The organism is Mucilaginibacter sediminis (assembly GCF_051903035.1).
Lineage (GTDB): Bacteria > Bacteroidota > Bacteroidia > Sphingobacteriales > Sphingobacteriaceae > Mucilaginibacter.
This window is the reverse complement of the sequence record NZ_CP170602.1, coordinates 365,810-381,869: the sequence shown is the minus strand read 5'-3', so window position 1 is coordinate 381,869 and position 16,060 is coordinate 365,810. Positions and strand designations below refer to the sequence as shown.

Genomic DNA, 16,060 nt, shown 5'->3' with positions numbered 1-16,060 from the left:
CATTGTATCAGTTTACAACTTTACATTCTCCTGAGACAAATTTCATATATTTTTATGCTATTCTTTTACCTAACAATACTTTTTGAGAGCATAATCAATCAACATTGTAACCTGAATAATTAACTAAATCAAAACAAAATGAAAACCTTAACTAAATCATTCAAAGCAGTAATCTACGGTAATGCAGACGCCATACAGCTAAGAAATGTTTCTCTGGCGCTAATTGTTCCAGCATTAATAATCTTTTTCATTTTTGCGGCTCACGCGCAAAATGGCGGCGTAAATTAGACCGATACAACGCCTCACTACCGGTTCGCTATCAGCGATATTCTATACAAATTTGCCTGTATAAAATTAGGTAGTGTAAATACATTTGTGGTTTGACCACCGATAAATTGGGCCTGCGCTACATTTGCGCAGGCACTGAGTGATTTAGATAAAATCTCTTCCGCCACCCAGCCTCAAAAACATATATCTACAAATTTCATCATTCGTATTCAGGTCTTGCTGCTCAATTATTATCTTCAAAAATCAGTTTGCATATCAAGACTGCTAAATAGTTTTCGATATCCTTGACTTGTTGTCATTAGGCTGCCAGCCAGGATGATCTCCCCCACTCTATGTAGTGTTTCCAACTCTCTCACCTTTCAAAATCGCTTTCTTGTTCATTATTATTTTAAGATAATCCGCAAAGAGCCCTTTTTGGTTCCAATTATTCCATTGGTGCGTAAATTTCTTTTTCAAATACCAGCGCTTGCTTTTCTCAATTAACGACATTATGTATCGCACCAGCTTATAATAATAAGTCAGAATCCACCGGTTTTTATTGTCAATGGCATAGCTTTCGCCTTACCAATTCAATTTTCATTAAATTAGCTACAATTCACATCACCAAATTAACAATAAACCAATTTCGTTGAGGTATTTTTGAATTATACGTAATTAGCTCATGCACACTTTCCACATATCACAATCAATATAAAAATTAAAAACATATAAATAATATATGTATAAATACAATAAAAAATCAATACATATTGTAAAAAATATCAAATAAACACAAATTGTTTAAAAAAAATATCATCATTTTAAATACTTGTTTAACAAAAATGTGACAAAATTCAATAAAGAATATATTATATGGGTTCAAATCCCTGAATTTATACCGGGAATATTTATACACAAAAAAAGAAAATGATTACACAATTCGGGGTCGCCATTGATCGCAAAAATTCAAAAAATTCATTCCTGAATGTACATTACGATTGCGTTAGCAAGAAAATAAAACATAATATTTGAAACCTTTATAATTCTTTAATCGTAAAACACGGCTGTCCTATAGTTTTTTATTCTTTTATAGCGAAATTTTAAAAGCCCAAGCTGATGGTATTGGAAAGAACGACAACATCCGATGACAACAAAGAACAGACTTTCGGTCTTAATGGAATCAATTTTAAAATTAATATTGATGAATTTAAGGACTTTTTAAAGCATTGCTCAGCTTTTATGGACATTAGCAAAGAAGGGTTTGATACCATGCTCGGGTCAATTTCAGACGCCATTATTGATAACGAAAATCAAAATACAACTATCGAAGAGATCAGGCCTCAACTGAAATTTCTCAGGGAAATTAATTTTTATTTAAAGAGTATTTACGATTTTGATAAATCAAAATAACTAATTGATTTTAATTATTTTTCATCTGATCGGTTTTTCATCTCCGATTCTATCTCCGCGGTATATTTTTCGGCCATTTTGGTTAAAAGCAAATTATACTTTTCCAGGGTCTCCAAATACTTATCTTTCCAATAACTAACTTCGTTTTGATGGGATAATTCATTGCCGCTTTTGGGACCTCTCTGGTAATCCACCTGAGCAAAGTCGTCAGGTTTAAATAAATGAGGAAATTCTACCGAGAAATCGTGTTTAATATGTACGCCAATCTGGTAAATCAGCTCTGTTTTAAGATATTGCTGATTAAACCAATAGTACACGGATCTCCTGTTAACCTTGGCAAGTCTGGCCAATTCACTTATGTTATATCCCTCACGCCTAACAACTAATTCAACGATTTGTCCATGATGAATATCCATAAAAGCAATCAATTTTTGTAAAAATTAGCAGTAACGATTATTTTTAATCTATAACTATTATAAGAAATAATAATTGACCTTTTTTTTGTTAGATGGCCGTACTCAACGTTAATTGGTCGGCGTTAACTTTTACAATAACAGCACAGTCCAACTGCTCAATTACCATAAGCACTTTTGTACCCATTATTTTATTTACCAAACCCTCAATGTTAAAAAGTACGCCGTCGTTTACTTTAACCTTATCTCCAACCTTTAAGCTTTTTAAACTAACTACTTGTACATCAGTATATGACTGCGTGATAATTTTAATTTGTTCAATCTCATTATCACTAATAATCACCGGTTTTCCATTATTCGAGATCAGGTCAATCACACCTGGCACATATCTTATCTTACTTAATTGAAGCGGATTTGCTTTAACAAATAAATAAGATGGAAAGAAAGGTTTTTCTACCGTCTTAATGCGGTCAGCCCACTTATTTCGTGAGGTAATCACCGGACAATATGCTAAAATACCTTGCTCTTTCAGGCTTTTATCAATTCGTCTTTCAAAATTTGACCTGGTATAAATGACCATCCAGTGCTCTGGGGAATTATTAAGTTTCAATATTTTCGGGTTCACGGTTTTTTTTAATATCTCTTTATAAATTATCGTACCATTTAATTTGCCTTACCCTTTAATTAACAAACTCTGCTTATTTTTCCATGTCTAAACAAGCAAATTAGCCCGACATTTTATTATTTATTATTTCACACAATGAATATATACATATTAATATAAAATATTTTTACAATAAGAGTAGCGTGGGTAGTTACATCATGTAATAAATGCTTTTTTCAACATTTGTTTTTTTTGCAATCAATTAAACTGGCAAGTACCGACAGACAACTCTAAAAATCGGCTGTTTTTATAGAATTTGCCTCCCTTCTCACTTTTTCACATTTTACGTGCTGTTTGTTATACACATCTTCACACATTGTATCAAGATGCAATAATATTGCGATATTAATAACACAAGACCTACTTTTATGCAAATATTCATATAAAACATCGCCAAACATGACGATTTAATCAATTTGAATATCTAATAAAAATACATTCGCTGTAAGTGAAATGGCGAAGCTTTACAATAAGCTGAAAGAAAGTGTAAAATAACTGCACATATATAGCACACTATACAACTCCTTCTTCACGCACCTAACTCAAATTTTAAGGTCATCCAAATTCATGAAAACTAAAACTACTATTTGCCTGGTGTTAATTTCAGTTGCATTTTGCTTTATGGCAAGTTCCTGCAACTCTTATAAAAACATACCTTATTTTCAAAATGTCAACCGGTCGGCTGCTATAAACGAAACTATCGACAACTACTCTTCGCTAACTATTCAGAAACAGGATATTTTAAGTATAGCTGTAAGCAGTTTAAATCCCGATGCCTGGAAAGACGACAACAATAAAGTAAACGGCTACCTGGTTGATATGGATGGAAACATACAATTACCGTTAGTTGGAACTTTAAAAGCTGAGGGGCTTACTACCAATGTGCTAAGGCAGCAAATAGAATCGAAGCTCTCTACATATTTGAAACAGGTGTCTGTCAATGTAAGGATCACCAATTTTAAAATATCTGTAATTGGTGATGTTGCAAGGCCCAATATTTACCAAATTGCCAACGAACGCGTTAGCGTAACTGAAGCCTTAGGATTAGCCGGCGACCTGAACATAACAGGCATTCGCAATAATGTGCTTCTTATCCGCGAACTCGACGGTAAGCGACAATACATAAATATTGATCTTACATCTGCCGATCTTTTTAAATCCCCTTACTACTATCTTAAAAATAATGATGTAATCTATGTTCAGCCGGATAAAACCAAATCAAATTCCGGTGATAGAAGTTACCGAAACATCAGTTTAATACTATCGGCCTTATCCGTAATAACCATTGTTCTCACCAGTGTTCTAAAAAATTAATTTTATGAAAAACGAGCGCCTGTTTCTATCCTCATCATTTGATGACAAAGATGAACCAACCCAAAAAGATCTTGGCGGATTATTAAGCAAATACCTGCACAACTGGCCTCTATTCGCCATTTGCTTGATAATCAGTTTGTGTATTGCCTATTTTTATATCAAAAACACCAAACCTGTTTATGATATTAAAGCCAAACTGGCCATAAAAGACGAAAAAAAATCGTCGGATGCCAAAGAGGCCCTGGCCGAAATTGATGTTGTAGGTCAGCCAAAAGATATCGAAAGTGAGTTGGAACTAATAAAATCGAGGCCACTGATAAGGCAGGTTGTTAATGATTTGCAACTACAAACCAGTTATAAGGAAAAAGCCAATTATAGCAGTAAGGATATTTATGCCACAACCCCGGTAAAATTTAAGCTGATACAAGCCCAGGGCGAAAACCGGGATTTTTCACTCACCGTTTTTATTAAAGATGCCCAATCATTTTCGATAAAAACAGATGACACGGAATCGCCCGATTACCGTTTTAATACAGTACTAAAAAATAGTATTGGTGCATGGATGCTAACCAAAACCAAAAGTTTTGATAATTATATTGGTAAAACAATCAGTGTTAATGTTCAAAATCCTGAGGATGTTGTAACGCAATATCAAAATTCGATACTGGTATCTTTAAATAAAGATGCTCCCATTGTTGATATGGAATTGGAGGATGAAGTACCCGAAAGAGGAAAAGAAATTTTAGAACAGCTTATAAAGGCGTATAAAGTTTCGAGTATCCAGGATAAAAATAAAGCCACGCAAAGCACGCTCAAATTTATAGACGACAGGTTATCATCACTTACAGGTGAGTTAACCAATGTAGAAAAAGATGTTGAAGGGTTTAAGAGCAGCATTGGGTTAACGGACATTTCATCCAAATCAAAATTTTATCTTGATAACGTTCAATCAAATGATTCGCGCTTAAATGACGTTAATGTACAGCTGAATGTTATTGAAGGCATTGAACGTTACGCCAATTCAGGAAATAATTCGGGTAACGTACCTGCAACGCTTGGTATTTCCGATCCCGGGCTTATCAGTTTGGTAGATCAGTTATCTAAATTGCAATTGCAACGCGACAGGCTTTTAGCCACTACTCCCGAGCAAAACCCAATATTCGAACCATTAAATCGTCAAATAAAGGCAACTAAAGCAGCTGTAAAAGAAACAGTTAGTGGCATTAAGGCCTCTTTATTATCGGTTCAACACGAACTTCAAAACAATAACTCTGGTTTTGAAGCCTCAATAAAAAATATCCCAGGCCAGGAAAGGCAGTACATCAGTATCAAAAGACAACAAAGCATAAAAGAAAACCTGTATATCTATTTATTGCAAAAAAAGGAAGAAGTATCATTGAGCTACGCCTCTACACTTACCGGAATCCGCACGGTAGAAGATCCTTACTACATCGCTCCAAAATCAAAAAAACAGGTCCCTTATGTGCTTGCCTTTTTACTTGGCTTAGGGTTGCCTGCATCATTCATATATGGCCGCGACCTCTTGAAAAACAAAGTATTGAACCGCGCCGAAATCGAAAAAATTACTGGAGTTGAGGTAATTTGCGAATTGAACCAAAACAAAGGAAAAAATCAGATTGTGGTACTCGAAAAGAATGCCTTCGCGATAGCCGAACAATTCAGATCGTTACGAACCAACTTATTTTTATTATTTCAAAACAGGCAAAGCGGGCGGGTAACCCTATTTACTTCGAGCGTAGCCGGCGAGGGGAAAAGTTTTATCACCAGTAATATGGGAGCAGCACTTGCCGCTACCAACCGGAAAGTTATCATTTTAGAGCTTGACATGCGCCGGCCTAAAATAGCCGACATTTTTAATTTATCAGCGCAAAATAAAGGGTTGAGCAATTACCTGAACGGCGAAGTTGAGCTATCGGAAATAGTCCAGCCGTCCGGCGTGCATCCGCAACTGAGCATTATCGGTGCCGGGGCTATCCCCGAAAATCCATCAGAATTACTTGACAGCATTAAACTTGACGTACTTATCAATAAATTAAGGGATGAATACGATGATATTTTAATTGATACGCCGCCAATTCACCTGGTAACAGATGCGCTGATACTGGCAAGAATTTGCGATGTTACCTTGTACGTTGTAAAACAAGGCCATACCAATAAATCTGAACTTACATTTATTAAGCAAATGGCTAAAGAAGACAAGCTTCCCAATCTGTATATTATTTTTAATGGCATTCAACGCACAAAATATGGTTATGGATATAACTACGATAACAGTTATTACAACAACCCTAAATTAAAAAAGCAGCACGCTTAACTCCTCAGTCTGGTCGGTTTCAGCCATTGCCCCAACATCAAATCAAACGGTTAAACTTCGTTTAATACTACCCCAAACTACCCTATCGGTTTATACACCGGCACTTATTTTTTTATGAAAGCTATTGCTCAAAACTTAAACATTAATTCAAGATACGCTAAGGCAATTGAATGGGGTAAGCTCATAACCATAACCGGATCGGCACAGTTAATCATACAAGTAATTGGCTTTCTAAGCGCTATTATTGTTATACGATTACTGCCCACAAAAGAATATGCCTTATATACTTTGGCAAATACGATGCTTGGCACAATGATCCTGTTAGCCGATGGCGGAATATCAACCGGCGTAATGTCGCAAGGGGGCAAAATATGGATGGATCGTGAAAAATTAGGTTTGGTAATAGCCACCGGTTTAGACCTAAGAAAAAAGTTTGCCGCAGGCAGCCTTATAATAGCCGTACCTGTTTTGTTGTACCTTTTGATACATCACGGTGCGGGTTGGTTATTTGCATCACTAATAACATTATCCCTTATACCGGCATTTTTCATGTCGTTATCCGGTACATTGCTGGAGGTTGCCCCCAAGCTAAAGCAGGATATTGCGCCACTTCAAAAAATACAGGTTGGAACCAACGTTTTGAGGCTTATACTTACCGGCCTTACCATATTCGTTTTCCCCTGGGCGTATATAGCGGTGCTTGCTTCGGGTTTGCCCCAAATATGGGCAAACCTTCAACTGCGAAAAACATCTTACAAATATGCCCGTATTCATCAGCAGCCTGATCCCCTTGTTCGTGCGGAAATATTGAAATTTGTTAAAAGGATTCTGCCAGGCGCAATTTATTATTGCGCCTCGGGGCAAATAACCATCTGGCTTATATCAATTTTTGGCTCAACAACAGCAGTTGCACAAGTTGGCGCGCTTGGCAGGTTAGTAATGGTGTTGGGGCTATTCAATGTCCTTTTCTCAACTTTAATATCGCCGCGTTTTGCACGCCTGCCCGATAATAAAAGGGTGTTAATGAGCAATTACCTTAAAATACAATTGTTGTTGTTTGTGCTGATGGCGTTAATTATAGCCATTGTGTGGCTGTTCCCGGTGCCTATTTTGTGGGTGCTCGGCCCATCATATGCAAACCTTAAAAACGAGATGGTTTTAAACATTGCGGGCAGTTGCGTTGCCTTAATTGCTGGTTCATCATTCTCATTGTATACCCATCGTGGCTGGGCAATAAAACCAATAATTCTTATTCCGGCGAGTATTGCTGCCATTGCCGTATGTGCGGCACTCATTGATATCTCGACACTTAGGGGCATTTTGCTACTAAATCTGTACGTTGCCGGCTTTGAGGCAGTGATGCACGTTGTCTTTAGCCTTATTATGATTAATAAAGTAAAAAACCAAAACTATGTCGTTACTGAATAAACTGCCGCGCATTGAGAGCAAAGAAGGCTGGCCGTGGACTGAAGAAGTAAACGCCGATATTTACAAGTCAAAAAAGCAATGGCCTAAAATTTCAATTGTTACGCCAAGCTACAACCAGGGTAAATTTATTGAGGAAACCATCCGCTCGATTTTATTGCAAAACTATCCCAACCTGGAGTATATTATTATTGATGGCGGCAGTAACGATGACACCGTTAATATCATAAAAAAATACGAGCCATGGATTAGCTTTTGGGTTAGCGAGAAAGATTCGGGCCAGGCAAATGCAATAAACAAGGGAATTACAAAATGTACCGGAGATATTTTTAATTGGATAAACAGCGACGACTACCTTGCGCCTGAGGCCCTCTGTAACGTTGCCTCTATCTATAAAAAAGGCGTTACCATTGCCGGGAAAGTGTTTAATTTTTACGACAATGACCCTTCTTTTAAAGATATAATCGAAAACAAGAGCCTCGCGGCGGGCGATTTTATATCGCTCAAAAGCACATTCCATCAGCCGGGTGTTTGGTGCGATTTGGTTAATATTAAAGCAGCGGGTAAGTTTCCCGAATATTCATCCTATTATTTCGACAGAATCTTTTTTACCTCCTACTTTGTTCGCTTTAAAACAGTTTTATATACCAACAACGTATTGGTTTATTTCAGATACCATCATGAATCAAAAACTTTGGTAATCAGGGACAGCAAAGCAAACGAGTTAATTGATTACTACCTGACACTCTTAGCAGAACCGCTATTTAAACCTTTTACCAAACAACTTAAGTCGGCACTTAAGTATCAGCTGCTTCCCGAAAAACACATCAGCGATTGGGAGTATAAAAATGCGGATAAAAGTTTTGCAGCCAGGATATCAAGCTATTTAGGCCTGGCCCTTGTGAAACCCGGCTTATTACAAACGCGCCACTTTTTCACCAAGTTTAAAAGAAGCGTTCTGCATAGTTTAAACTAAACAACAACACCTTAAGGTTGATCAAAGAACTCTGTTAACGTCACATTTGGCAAATGTATTTAATCAAGAATCAGTCGTTAACATTCAACTTCTGTATAAAGTTAAACATAGTGGTAGCGGTCTTTTATGATTAAAAACAGGTGATTTTCCCGTTTTTGGGTACTATGTATAACCAATAAAGTGTGTGTACCGGTACATGGTGAAACGGGGTGAAACACCCTGGTACACCCTGGTACACCCTGGTACACCCTGGTACGGGGTGGTACACCCTGACACACCCAGGTACGGGGTGGTACACTGTAACGTATGTGAAATCAATATAGAATATTGAAATATAATAACTCAAAAGATGAAGATCACTTTTATCTGCGCCTCATTACAAACAGGCAGCGACGGCGTAGGCGACTATGTTCGGCGTTTGGCATGCGAGATCATAAAAAGAGGCGATCAGGTTGAAGCTATAGCTATAAATGATAGCTATTTATTCGAAGTTAAAAATGAGGTGCAAAGCATCGATGGTGTTGGGTTAGCTGTACAACGTTTACCGGCCAATTTAAATACGACAGAAAGATATGACAGACTGCGAAAAAAAATAGCAGTATTTAACCCCGACCTGGTTAGTTTACAATATGTAGGGTTTGGATTCGATAAATACGGCCTGCCAATTGATATTTCACTAAAACTTGGCAAAGCCATTGGGGCCAGGAAACTACATATTATGTTCCACGAATTGTGGTGCGGGATGGCAGCTAATGCCGGATTTAAAGAAAAAATTTTAGGCCGGCTTCAGAAGACTTTTTTAAAAATCTTAGTTTTTGCATTAAAACCCGAGACTGTTTTCACGAGCATTAAGCCATACCAGCATTTTTTAAAGCAAATTGGCATCACAGCCGCGGTAGTTCCGATTTTTGGAAACATATCGGTAAGCGAATCAGGAAGCCAGTCTGATTGGGATGATCTGGCAACCAGGGCCGATCTGTTGCCGTTAATCTTAAACCGTAAAGATTGGTTAATATTCGGTTTTTTTGGTACCACATATAATTGTCCCGGGCTCGATAACCTGCTCAAAATGGGGGTTAGCACAGCAAAATCTTTGGGTTTACAATTGGGCGTACTGTTTATTGGCCACAACAGGCAACTCGAAACAGTCAACATGATCAGGGAATTACCAGGCATTTTTTATTGGGAAACCGGTCCGCTGTCGCCGGCCATGATAAACCGCAGCATGCAACTGGTACATATTGGCGTTGTAACCAGCCCTGTTGATGGCATTGACAAAAGTGGCTCGGCAATAGCCTGGATGGAGAGAGGGATACCAGTTATGATTTCATCGGCCGATACAAACTACCACGCAAAGCCGATGGAAAAACAAGGCATCTACCAGGCAAGTTCACCCAACGCTATTTTACGCGCCTATACCTTAAAAAATCAATTAACCGCTCCTAATAATCTCTTAAATGCAGCGGAAGCATACACAGCTTTTTGTCTTTAACAGATCAGCCAAATCTAAGGCTTAAATACATCAAGCTAACGAAGTAAATAATGACACAATCATCTCCGAAAAAAATATTATTAATGGGCCATACCGATGGCTTGGGCGGGGCACAAACCGCCTATCGAGAACTTTTTGACTTTGCCATAACGGCCGGCTATACGCTAAAAATAATTAACATTACCGATAGGCCCGTTGCCGACCAACCATTTGGCTATAAAGCTATAATTGGCATAGTTGCTCACAAAGTATCCGGCCTGTTTCAAAAGATAAAGAAATACGTTGCGTTGATTTTAGCGGGCGTGAGGGCAAGATTGTATGGGCCCGATATATTTGTAAGTATTGGACTATCAAACTCATCCATTTTTATAACCCGGTTTCTCAAAGCCGGCAGTTTTAAAATCGCCCAGGATTTCATAGCCAATAGGTCGCAGGATGAACAAATATGGATCGATACCAGGACAAATTTCGACGGCATTGCTGTGCAGGCACCATCAATGCTTGAATACTGGACTACCACTTTAGCCAACCCACGCGGAGTGAATTGGCTGCCATGTTTCCCGCAGCCGCCTGTAGATGGAGTTTTAAAAACAAGCACCAATAAAACCAAAGGAAAAATAAAGCTGGCCTATTTCGGCAGGCTTGCCGGCAACAAAGGACTACCATTACTATTTAAAGCAATTGCATCGCTTCCATCACACGGTGATTTTTCATTGGATTTATGGGGCAAAGGCGAAGAAGAAGATAAGTTACTAAAGCTTGCAAAAGACCTAAGGATTAAACATAAAATCAATTTTTTGGGAGGATATCCCGGCGACAGAGAGGGAGCAGAATTAATGGCATCTTATGATAGCCTGGTTTTAACATCTACAGAGATGGAGGGCCTGCCGCTTATTTTATTAGAATCGATGGCCTACGGGCTACCCTTTATGGCAACAAATATCGGCGCTATAAAAGATTGCTGCCAAAACAATCCAGATTCTATCCTGGTACAGCCAACCCTTGACAATATTACAATCGGCCTTTACCTACTGATAAAAAGAATTGAGACCAATGACTTTGACCCCGCAAGATTAAAGGCATATTATGACCGGCATTTTTCTACAACCGTAATGGCCGCCCGCTGGCAACAGTGTTTTGATAACCCTAAACTTTTCTTTTCATGAATAACCAAAAAACTATACTTATAACAGGTGCATCGGGCTTTTTGGGCACCTACCTGGCCGATGCCGCTTCAAAACAGGGTTACAGGTTAATTGGTATTGACCTTCGGGCACCGCTTCGCCCCCATTTATGGGCCGACTTTGCAACCTCATCATTGGAAAATGCCGATCTTGATCAATTAATTAAAGGAGATGCTTTAGCAGCGGTATGTCATTTGGCAGGGGGTGCCTCTGTGGCATCTTCAGTTAACGACCCCTACGGCGATTTTTCAAGTTTATTACCGGGCACCGCACGCATTGCACTTTACCTTGCTAAAAACCAGCCACAAGCCCAGGTATTTTTCTTTTCGAGCGCTGCCGTTTACGGTAATCCTAAAACACTTCCAATAACCGAATTTACAGCGTTACAGCCCATTTCGCCGTATGGTATTCACAAGTCGCTGGCAGAATCGCTGTTATCAAACTATTCCAGGGCAATGGGACTAAAGGCTACTATTTTTCGCATTTTCTCTGTATACGGTCCGGGACTCGGGAAACAGCTTATTTATGATGTAAGCATGCGTGCCATCCGCGCCGCGGCAATTGGCCAGCCAGCCATCAGGTTGTTTGGGACCGGAGCAGAAAGCCGGGATTTTTTATATGTCGAGGATCTATGCCAGGCCGTGCTTACTGTATTAAAACATCCTTCGGATGAAAATTTTGTGATATATAATTTGGGCTCAGGAGTAGAAACAACCGTAGCCGAGGTTGCTAATTGCCTTGTAAAGCATTTAAATATTAATGTTGAGATAACTTTTGACGGTAATGTACCCAAAGGCGACCCCTTAAATTGGCGGGCAGATATCAGTAAAATATCAAAATTGGGGTTCGCCCCAAAGTACAGCATGGATGATGGGCTAAAACAAGTTGCAGAGTGGGCAAAAGTTTCAGCCTAAAAAATCACCGGCTTATATAAATCGATTGTGTTTATATAAAAAATAAACGTTTTCCCCGCGTTAATAAAAATTAGATGAAATACAATCCGCAACTGGATAGCATGCGTGCTTTGGCGGCACTGGCAATAATAGCTCACCACTATCTTCTTTTCCCGGCCGGATGGATAGGGGTTCAATTCTTTTTTGTGCTATCCGGTTTTTTGATATCGGGCATCGTTCTAAAAGGAAAGCAGCAATACCAAACTCAAGGCATGATTACGTTTTTTAAGGACTTTTACAAACGCAGGATGTTGCGATTGTTTCCTCTTTATTACGGATACCTGCTAATACTGGGTGTTATCTTCCTGTTTATACACAAGCCTGAGGCTTTAAGTACCGAATGGCCATGGTTGTTAACTTACACACTCAACTTCAGGTGGTTGTTTGATAGCTACACGTTTCACATGATATACGGCCACTTATGGAGTTTATCTCTTGAATGGCAGTTTTACCTGGTTTGGCCTTTGTTTTTATGGAAATTACCCGAAAGCCTCTTTTTAAAAACATTACTTTGGTTGTTGCCGGCAGCAATGGTTATAAGGGTTGTAGTATATTTAGTGTGCAACCACCTGCAATACTTTGTAGGTTTCGACGGAAATGCAATTGATGAAGCGCTGGCTCCTTATGTGCTGCCATTTTCACATCTGGATGCATTTGTATTTGGCGCTTTGTTATGTAACAAACCTTTCAGGGAGATAATGAGTAAAGCCAGGGTTGTTTATTCATGTATTACTTTAACCGTAGTTACGGGTTTGCTTCTGGTTATCTCCATTCCATCTTACCATTGGTCTTCTTTTGGCTGGCCAGGTAACCTGCCGCAGGGCTATCAATGGATCTGGGGGTATTCGGTGCTGAACTTAACAAGCGCTGCTATAATAGCTAACCTTTTAGAACAAAAAGATGTGTGGCTGTTTTCTTTTACTAAACTGCGCCTTTTTCAATATTTAGGTAAAATATCCTACGGCATGTATGTTTACCATCCAATTATCATATTTAGTGTAATGGCATTTAGTGCCAAAATGTATGCCTTCCCCGGAAGTAAAATTTTAGAGTTATTAATCGTAATTGCCTTAACTACCGTAACCGCACATTTTTCATACGAGTTTTGGGAAAAACGATTCATAAAAAAACGAACTGTACCAACACCCCTTACAAAGCCAGAGGACCTGCCTGAGCCCGAAGCCGTTTATAACTAAAGCAAAAAAACAAATCATTTTACCAATGAACACGAGCACCTACAGGCAGTTGATCATCATCGCGCCTACCTGTCCTCCGGGGGTTTGCGGAGTAAGCGATCACGCATATAAAACAGCATTAGCATTAAACAAATTTTACAAATCGGTTAAAATCGGGGTAGAATATTTTCCCGAAGTAATACGGGATACTCCGCTAACTTTAACAACAGCATACTGGCAAAGTCTGCTTAAGCAAATTGAAAAAAACAGCACTCCCGGCGATTTGCTCTTAAACTTTACACCAACAAGTTATTCCAAAACAGGGTTACCGTTTAAATTGCTGCAGGCATTAAAAAAGTTTAAAAAAGAGTCGCCATACAATCACCTTTATATTTTTTTTCACGAAACATGGGACGATAGCGCTGGTTTGAGAATACACCATAAGTTACGCAATCAACTTATAAAGTACACAGTAAAACAACTGAGCAAACTGGCCGATGGCATTACCGTAGTAACCAACGAGCAAAAAGAAAAAATAATATCGCTAACCAATAGCAAAAAAGTAAGACTGAGTTTGGTTGGCGCAAATATTTTGCCGGTTGATAAAGAAAATGGATTAACAAGCATCAGGAAGCCAGGCGAATGGGTAATATTTGGCTTAGCCCATACCCGCTTGTGGACACTTCAACAACATCTGCCGCTGATAAAAGAGCTGCATAATAATGGCTTGATAAAAAAAATTTATGCAATTGGGCCCTTAAACAATCATTACGCCGATGAAGAACTTAGCCTGGCATCGGGCCAATTAGGGCCTGGTGTTTTAATACAGACAGGAACGCTTGACCCCGGCGAAGTTTCGGCAATGATGTTAACTGCAGAAGCAGCGTTGGTAGGCCAAACTGCCGATAGTCTTCGCAAATCGGGAACTTTCGCGGCGCTGTCTGCACATGCAGTGCCTGTAATTTGCGAGGCACCTGTAACATTAGACGAGCCCCCGGGTGTTGCCATATTTCGCCCGCACGAGTTAATGACCAACCAAACACTGCTAACTACCATTGAAGGAGAAAAAAGACGACTGTTACTGCACCAATGGTTTTGGTTAACAAGAAGTTGGGAAGCTATCGCCCTTGACATGCAAAGCTGGATAAACGGTTAAATTACATTTTGCATTTATATACAACTACTCAAAGGTTTCATGAAAATAAATATTTCTCATCCTACTGGTAACCGCAATGTGAGGGCCGTTATTACCAGCCTTGCCAAAGCGGATATGCTCGGCGGCTTTAATACTACGCTTGTGGCCAATGCGGATGCCTTGTGGCTTAAGTTAATGCCCCAAAATATCCGCACAGAATGGCTACGGCGCACATTCCCGGTATCAAGGGCCAGTATTCATACCCGCCCAATTCTTGAACTTGCCCGTATGACTATGCCCAGGCTGGGCTATAATAAATGCATTGAACATGAAAAAGGATGGGCAAGCATTGATGCTGTATACCATGATCTTGACAAGTATAACGCCCGGCAACTTGTAAATAATGCAGCAAAAAATAAGATAGACGCTGTTTATGCCTATGAAGACGGTGCTTTAGAAACATTTAAACAGGCAAAAAAAATGGGGCTTAAATGCATTTATGATTTACCTATTGCCTACTGGAAAACAGTTAAAAAACTCATGAACCAGGAAGCCGCCAGGCTACCACAGTGGGCTGTTACACTGGGCGGAGGTATCAGCGATTCTGAAGCCAAACTGGAAAGAAAAACACAGGAACTTGAACTGGCCGACGTTGTAGTTGGGCCGGGGTCATTTGTCATTGATTCGCTGCCCTTTTGGGCAAATAAAAAACTGATCGTTTCGCCCTTTGGATCACCGGAAACAACGCCAGGTGGCTTAAATGTCCCAAAAAATACAAATGTCCCGCTTCGCGTTTTATTTGCCGGGTCGATGGGGCAACGAAAGGGGCTTGCAGATTTGTTTGCGGCTATAAAAAAAATAAACAGCAAAAATGTGGAGTTGGTTGTGATGGGTTCGTTACTTGCACCAATTGAGTTTTACCGTAATGAACTATCGGGTTTTACTTACGAAAGTGGCAGATCACATGATAAAGTGTTGGAACTGATGCGCACCTGCGATGTATTTTGCCTTCCATCAATTGCAGAAGGCCGGGCGCTGGTAATGCAGGAAGCGATGAGCCAGGGCCTGCCGTTAATTATTACCTCCAACACAGGCGGGGCCGATTTGATTGACGAAGGAGAAACCGGTTTTTTGATACCAACAGCCTCGCCCGATAGTATAGCCGAAAAAATCTCCTGGTTTTTAGATAACCGTAACCTGATACCCGAAATGGGATATAAAGCGCAAAAAAAAGCTGCCGGTTACACATGGGATGCTTATGGAGATAAAATAGCCCAATCGCTTCATGAGTATATATCTTAATGCTGGTACCAAAAT

Annotated in this window: 14 protein-coding genes; 12 read left to right on the top strand and 2 right to left on the bottom strand. The window is 39.4% G+C overall.

Features of this window, described 5'->3' with window-relative positions:
* The first annotated feature begins 138 nt into the window (after positions 1-138).
* Both ACFGVS_RS01390 and ACFGVS_RS01385 read left to right on the top strand, forming a co-directional pair.
* Positions 139-288, top strand: a complete 150-nt coding sequence (locus ACFGVS_RS01390) for a hypothetical protein (RefSeq protein WP_274208658.1) — start codon at positions 139-141, stop codon at positions 286-288.
* A 1,095-nt stretch (positions 289-1,383) separates the two neighbouring features.
* On the top strand, positions 1,384-1,677 hold the full coding sequence (locus ACFGVS_RS01385; RefSeq protein ID WP_090652531.1) for a hypothetical protein: 294 nt from the start codon (positions 1,384-1,386) through the stop codon (positions 1,675-1,677).
* A 14-nt stretch (positions 1,678-1,691) separates the two neighbouring features.
* Here ACFGVS_RS01385 and ACFGVS_RS01380 read toward each other — a convergent pair whose 3' ends face one another.
* Both ACFGVS_RS01380 and ACFGVS_RS01375 read right to left on the bottom strand, forming a co-directional pair.
* Positions 1,692-2,027, bottom strand: coding sequence for a hypothetical protein (locus tag ACFGVS_RS01380; protein ID WP_369829653.1), 336 nt, complete (start codon positions 2,025-2,027; stop codon positions 1,692-1,694).
* Between the two features lie 154 nt (positions 2,028-2,181).
* On the bottom strand, positions 2,182-2,715 hold the full coding sequence (locus ACFGVS_RS01375) for a UpxY family transcription antiterminator (RefSeq protein ID WP_439697151.1): 534 nt from the start codon (positions 2,713-2,715) through the stop codon (positions 2,182-2,184).
* A gap of 606 nt (positions 2,716-3,321) precedes the next feature.
* On the opposite strand from ACFGVS_RS01375, the gene ACFGVS_RS01370 reads away from it, so the two are divergent.
* The 10 genes from ACFGVS_RS01370 (at position 3,322) to ACFGVS_RS01325 (ending at position 16,045) form a co-directional block, all read left to right on the top strand.
* Complete coding sequence (locus tag ACFGVS_RS01370) at positions 3,322-4,068, top strand: polysaccharide biosynthesis/export family protein (protein ID WP_439697150.1); 747 nt, start codon at positions 3,322-3,324, stop codon at positions 4,066-4,068.
* Between the two features lie 4 nt (positions 4,069-4,072).
* Positions 4,073-6,403: a GumC family protein gene (locus ACFGVS_RS01365; protein WP_439697149.1), complete on the top strand. Its 2,331-nt coding sequence runs from the start codon at positions 4,073-4,075 to the stop codon at positions 6,401-6,403.
* A 114-nt stretch (positions 6,404-6,517) separates the two neighbouring features.
* Positions 6,518-7,831, top strand: coding sequence for a polysaccharide biosynthesis protein (locus tag ACFGVS_RS01360; protein ID WP_274208662.1), 1,314 nt, complete (start codon positions 6,518-6,520; stop codon positions 7,829-7,831).
* Entirely contained in the window at positions 7,815-8,804 is a 990-nt protein-coding gene (locus ACFGVS_RS01355) for a glycosyltransferase family 2 protein (protein ID WP_439697148.1), read from the top strand. Before ACFGVS_RS01360 ends, ACFGVS_RS01355 begins: the two co-directional genes overlap by 17 nt.
* 349 nt (positions 8,805-9,153) lie before the next feature.
* Complete coding sequence (locus tag ACFGVS_RS01350; RefSeq protein WP_274208664.1) at positions 9,154-10,296, top strand: glycosyltransferase; 1,143 nt, start codon at positions 9,154-9,156, stop codon at positions 10,294-10,296.
* 50 nt (positions 10,297-10,346) lie between these two features.
* Positions 10,347-11,462, top strand: coding sequence for a glycosyltransferase (locus tag ACFGVS_RS01345; protein WP_439697147.1), 1,116 nt, complete (start codon positions 10,347-10,349; stop codon positions 11,460-11,462).
* Positions 11,459-12,394 (top strand): NAD-dependent epimerase/dehydratase family protein, encoded by a 936-nt coding sequence (locus ACFGVS_RS01340; RefSeq protein ID WP_439697146.1) that lies wholly within the window; start codon positions 11,459-11,461, stop codon positions 12,392-12,394. The genes ACFGVS_RS01345 and ACFGVS_RS01340 overlap by 4 nt, the downstream gene beginning before the upstream one ends.
* A gap of 74 nt (positions 12,395-12,468) precedes the next feature.
* Entirely contained in the window at positions 12,469-13,629 is a 1,161-nt protein-coding gene (locus ACFGVS_RS01335) for an acyltransferase family protein (protein ID WP_439697145.1), read from the top strand.
* Between the two features lie 25 nt (positions 13,630-13,654).
* A complete protein-coding gene (locus ACFGVS_RS01330; protein WP_439697144.1) occupies positions 13,655-14,764 on the top strand; it encodes a hypothetical protein in 1,110 nt (369 codons plus the stop codon).
* Positions 14,765-14,803: 39 nt separating this feature from the next.
* Positions 14,804-16,045 (top strand): glycosyltransferase family 4 protein, encoded by a 1,242-nt coding sequence (locus ACFGVS_RS01325; protein ID WP_439697143.1) that lies wholly within the window; start codon positions 14,804-14,806, stop codon positions 16,043-16,045.
* The last annotated feature ends 15 nt before the right edge of the window (positions 16,046-16,060 follow it).

What these genes read in the sequence shown, in the direction of transcription:
- ACFGVS_RS01390 (WP_274208658.1), top strand. Translation starts at nt 139, where the DNA reads ATGAAAACCTTAACTAAATCATTCAAAGCAGTAATCTACGGTAATGCA.
- ACFGVS_RS01345 (WP_439697147.1), top strand. Translation starts at nt 10,347, where the DNA reads ATGACACAATCATCTCCGAAAAAAATATTATTAATGGGCCATACCGAT.
- ACFGVS_RS01360 (WP_274208662.1), top strand. Translation starts at nt 6,518, where the DNA reads ATGAAAGCTATTGCTCAAAACTTAAACATTAATTCAAGATACGCTAAG.
- ACFGVS_RS01370 (WP_439697150.1), top strand. Translation starts at nt 3,322, where the DNA reads ATGAAAACTAAAACTACTATTTGCCTGGTGTTAATTTCAGTTGCATTT.
- ACFGVS_RS01325 (WP_439697143.1), top strand. Translation starts at nt 14,804, where the DNA reads ATGAAAATAAATATTTCTCATCCTACTGGTAACCGCAATGTGAGGGCC.
- ACFGVS_RS01355 (WP_439697148.1), top strand. Translation starts at nt 7,815, where the DNA reads ATGTCGTTACTGAATAAACTGCCGCGCATTGAGAGCAAAGAAGGCTGG.
- ACFGVS_RS01350 (WP_274208664.1), top strand. Translation starts at nt 9,154, where the DNA reads ATGAAGATCACTTTTATCTGCGCCTCATTACAAACAGGCAGCGACGGC.
- ACFGVS_RS01340 (WP_439697146.1), top strand. Translation starts at nt 11,459, where the DNA reads ATGAATAACCAAAAAACTATACTTATAACAGGTGCATCGGGCTTTTTG.
- ACFGVS_RS01385 (WP_090652531.1), top strand. Translation starts at nt 1,384, where the DNA reads ATGGTATTGGAAAGAACGACAACATCCGATGACAACAAAGAACAGACT.
- ACFGVS_RS01330 (WP_439697144.1), top strand. Translation starts at nt 13,655, where the DNA reads ATGAACACGAGCACCTACAGGCAGTTGATCATCATCGCGCCTACCTGT.
- ACFGVS_RS01335 (WP_439697145.1), top strand. Translation starts at nt 12,469, where the DNA reads ATGAAATACAATCCGCAACTGGATAGCATGCGTGCTTTGGCGGCACTG.
- ACFGVS_RS01365 (WP_439697149.1), top strand. Translation starts at nt 4,073, where the DNA reads ATGAAAAACGAGCGCCTGTTTCTATCCTCATCATTTGATGACAAAGAT.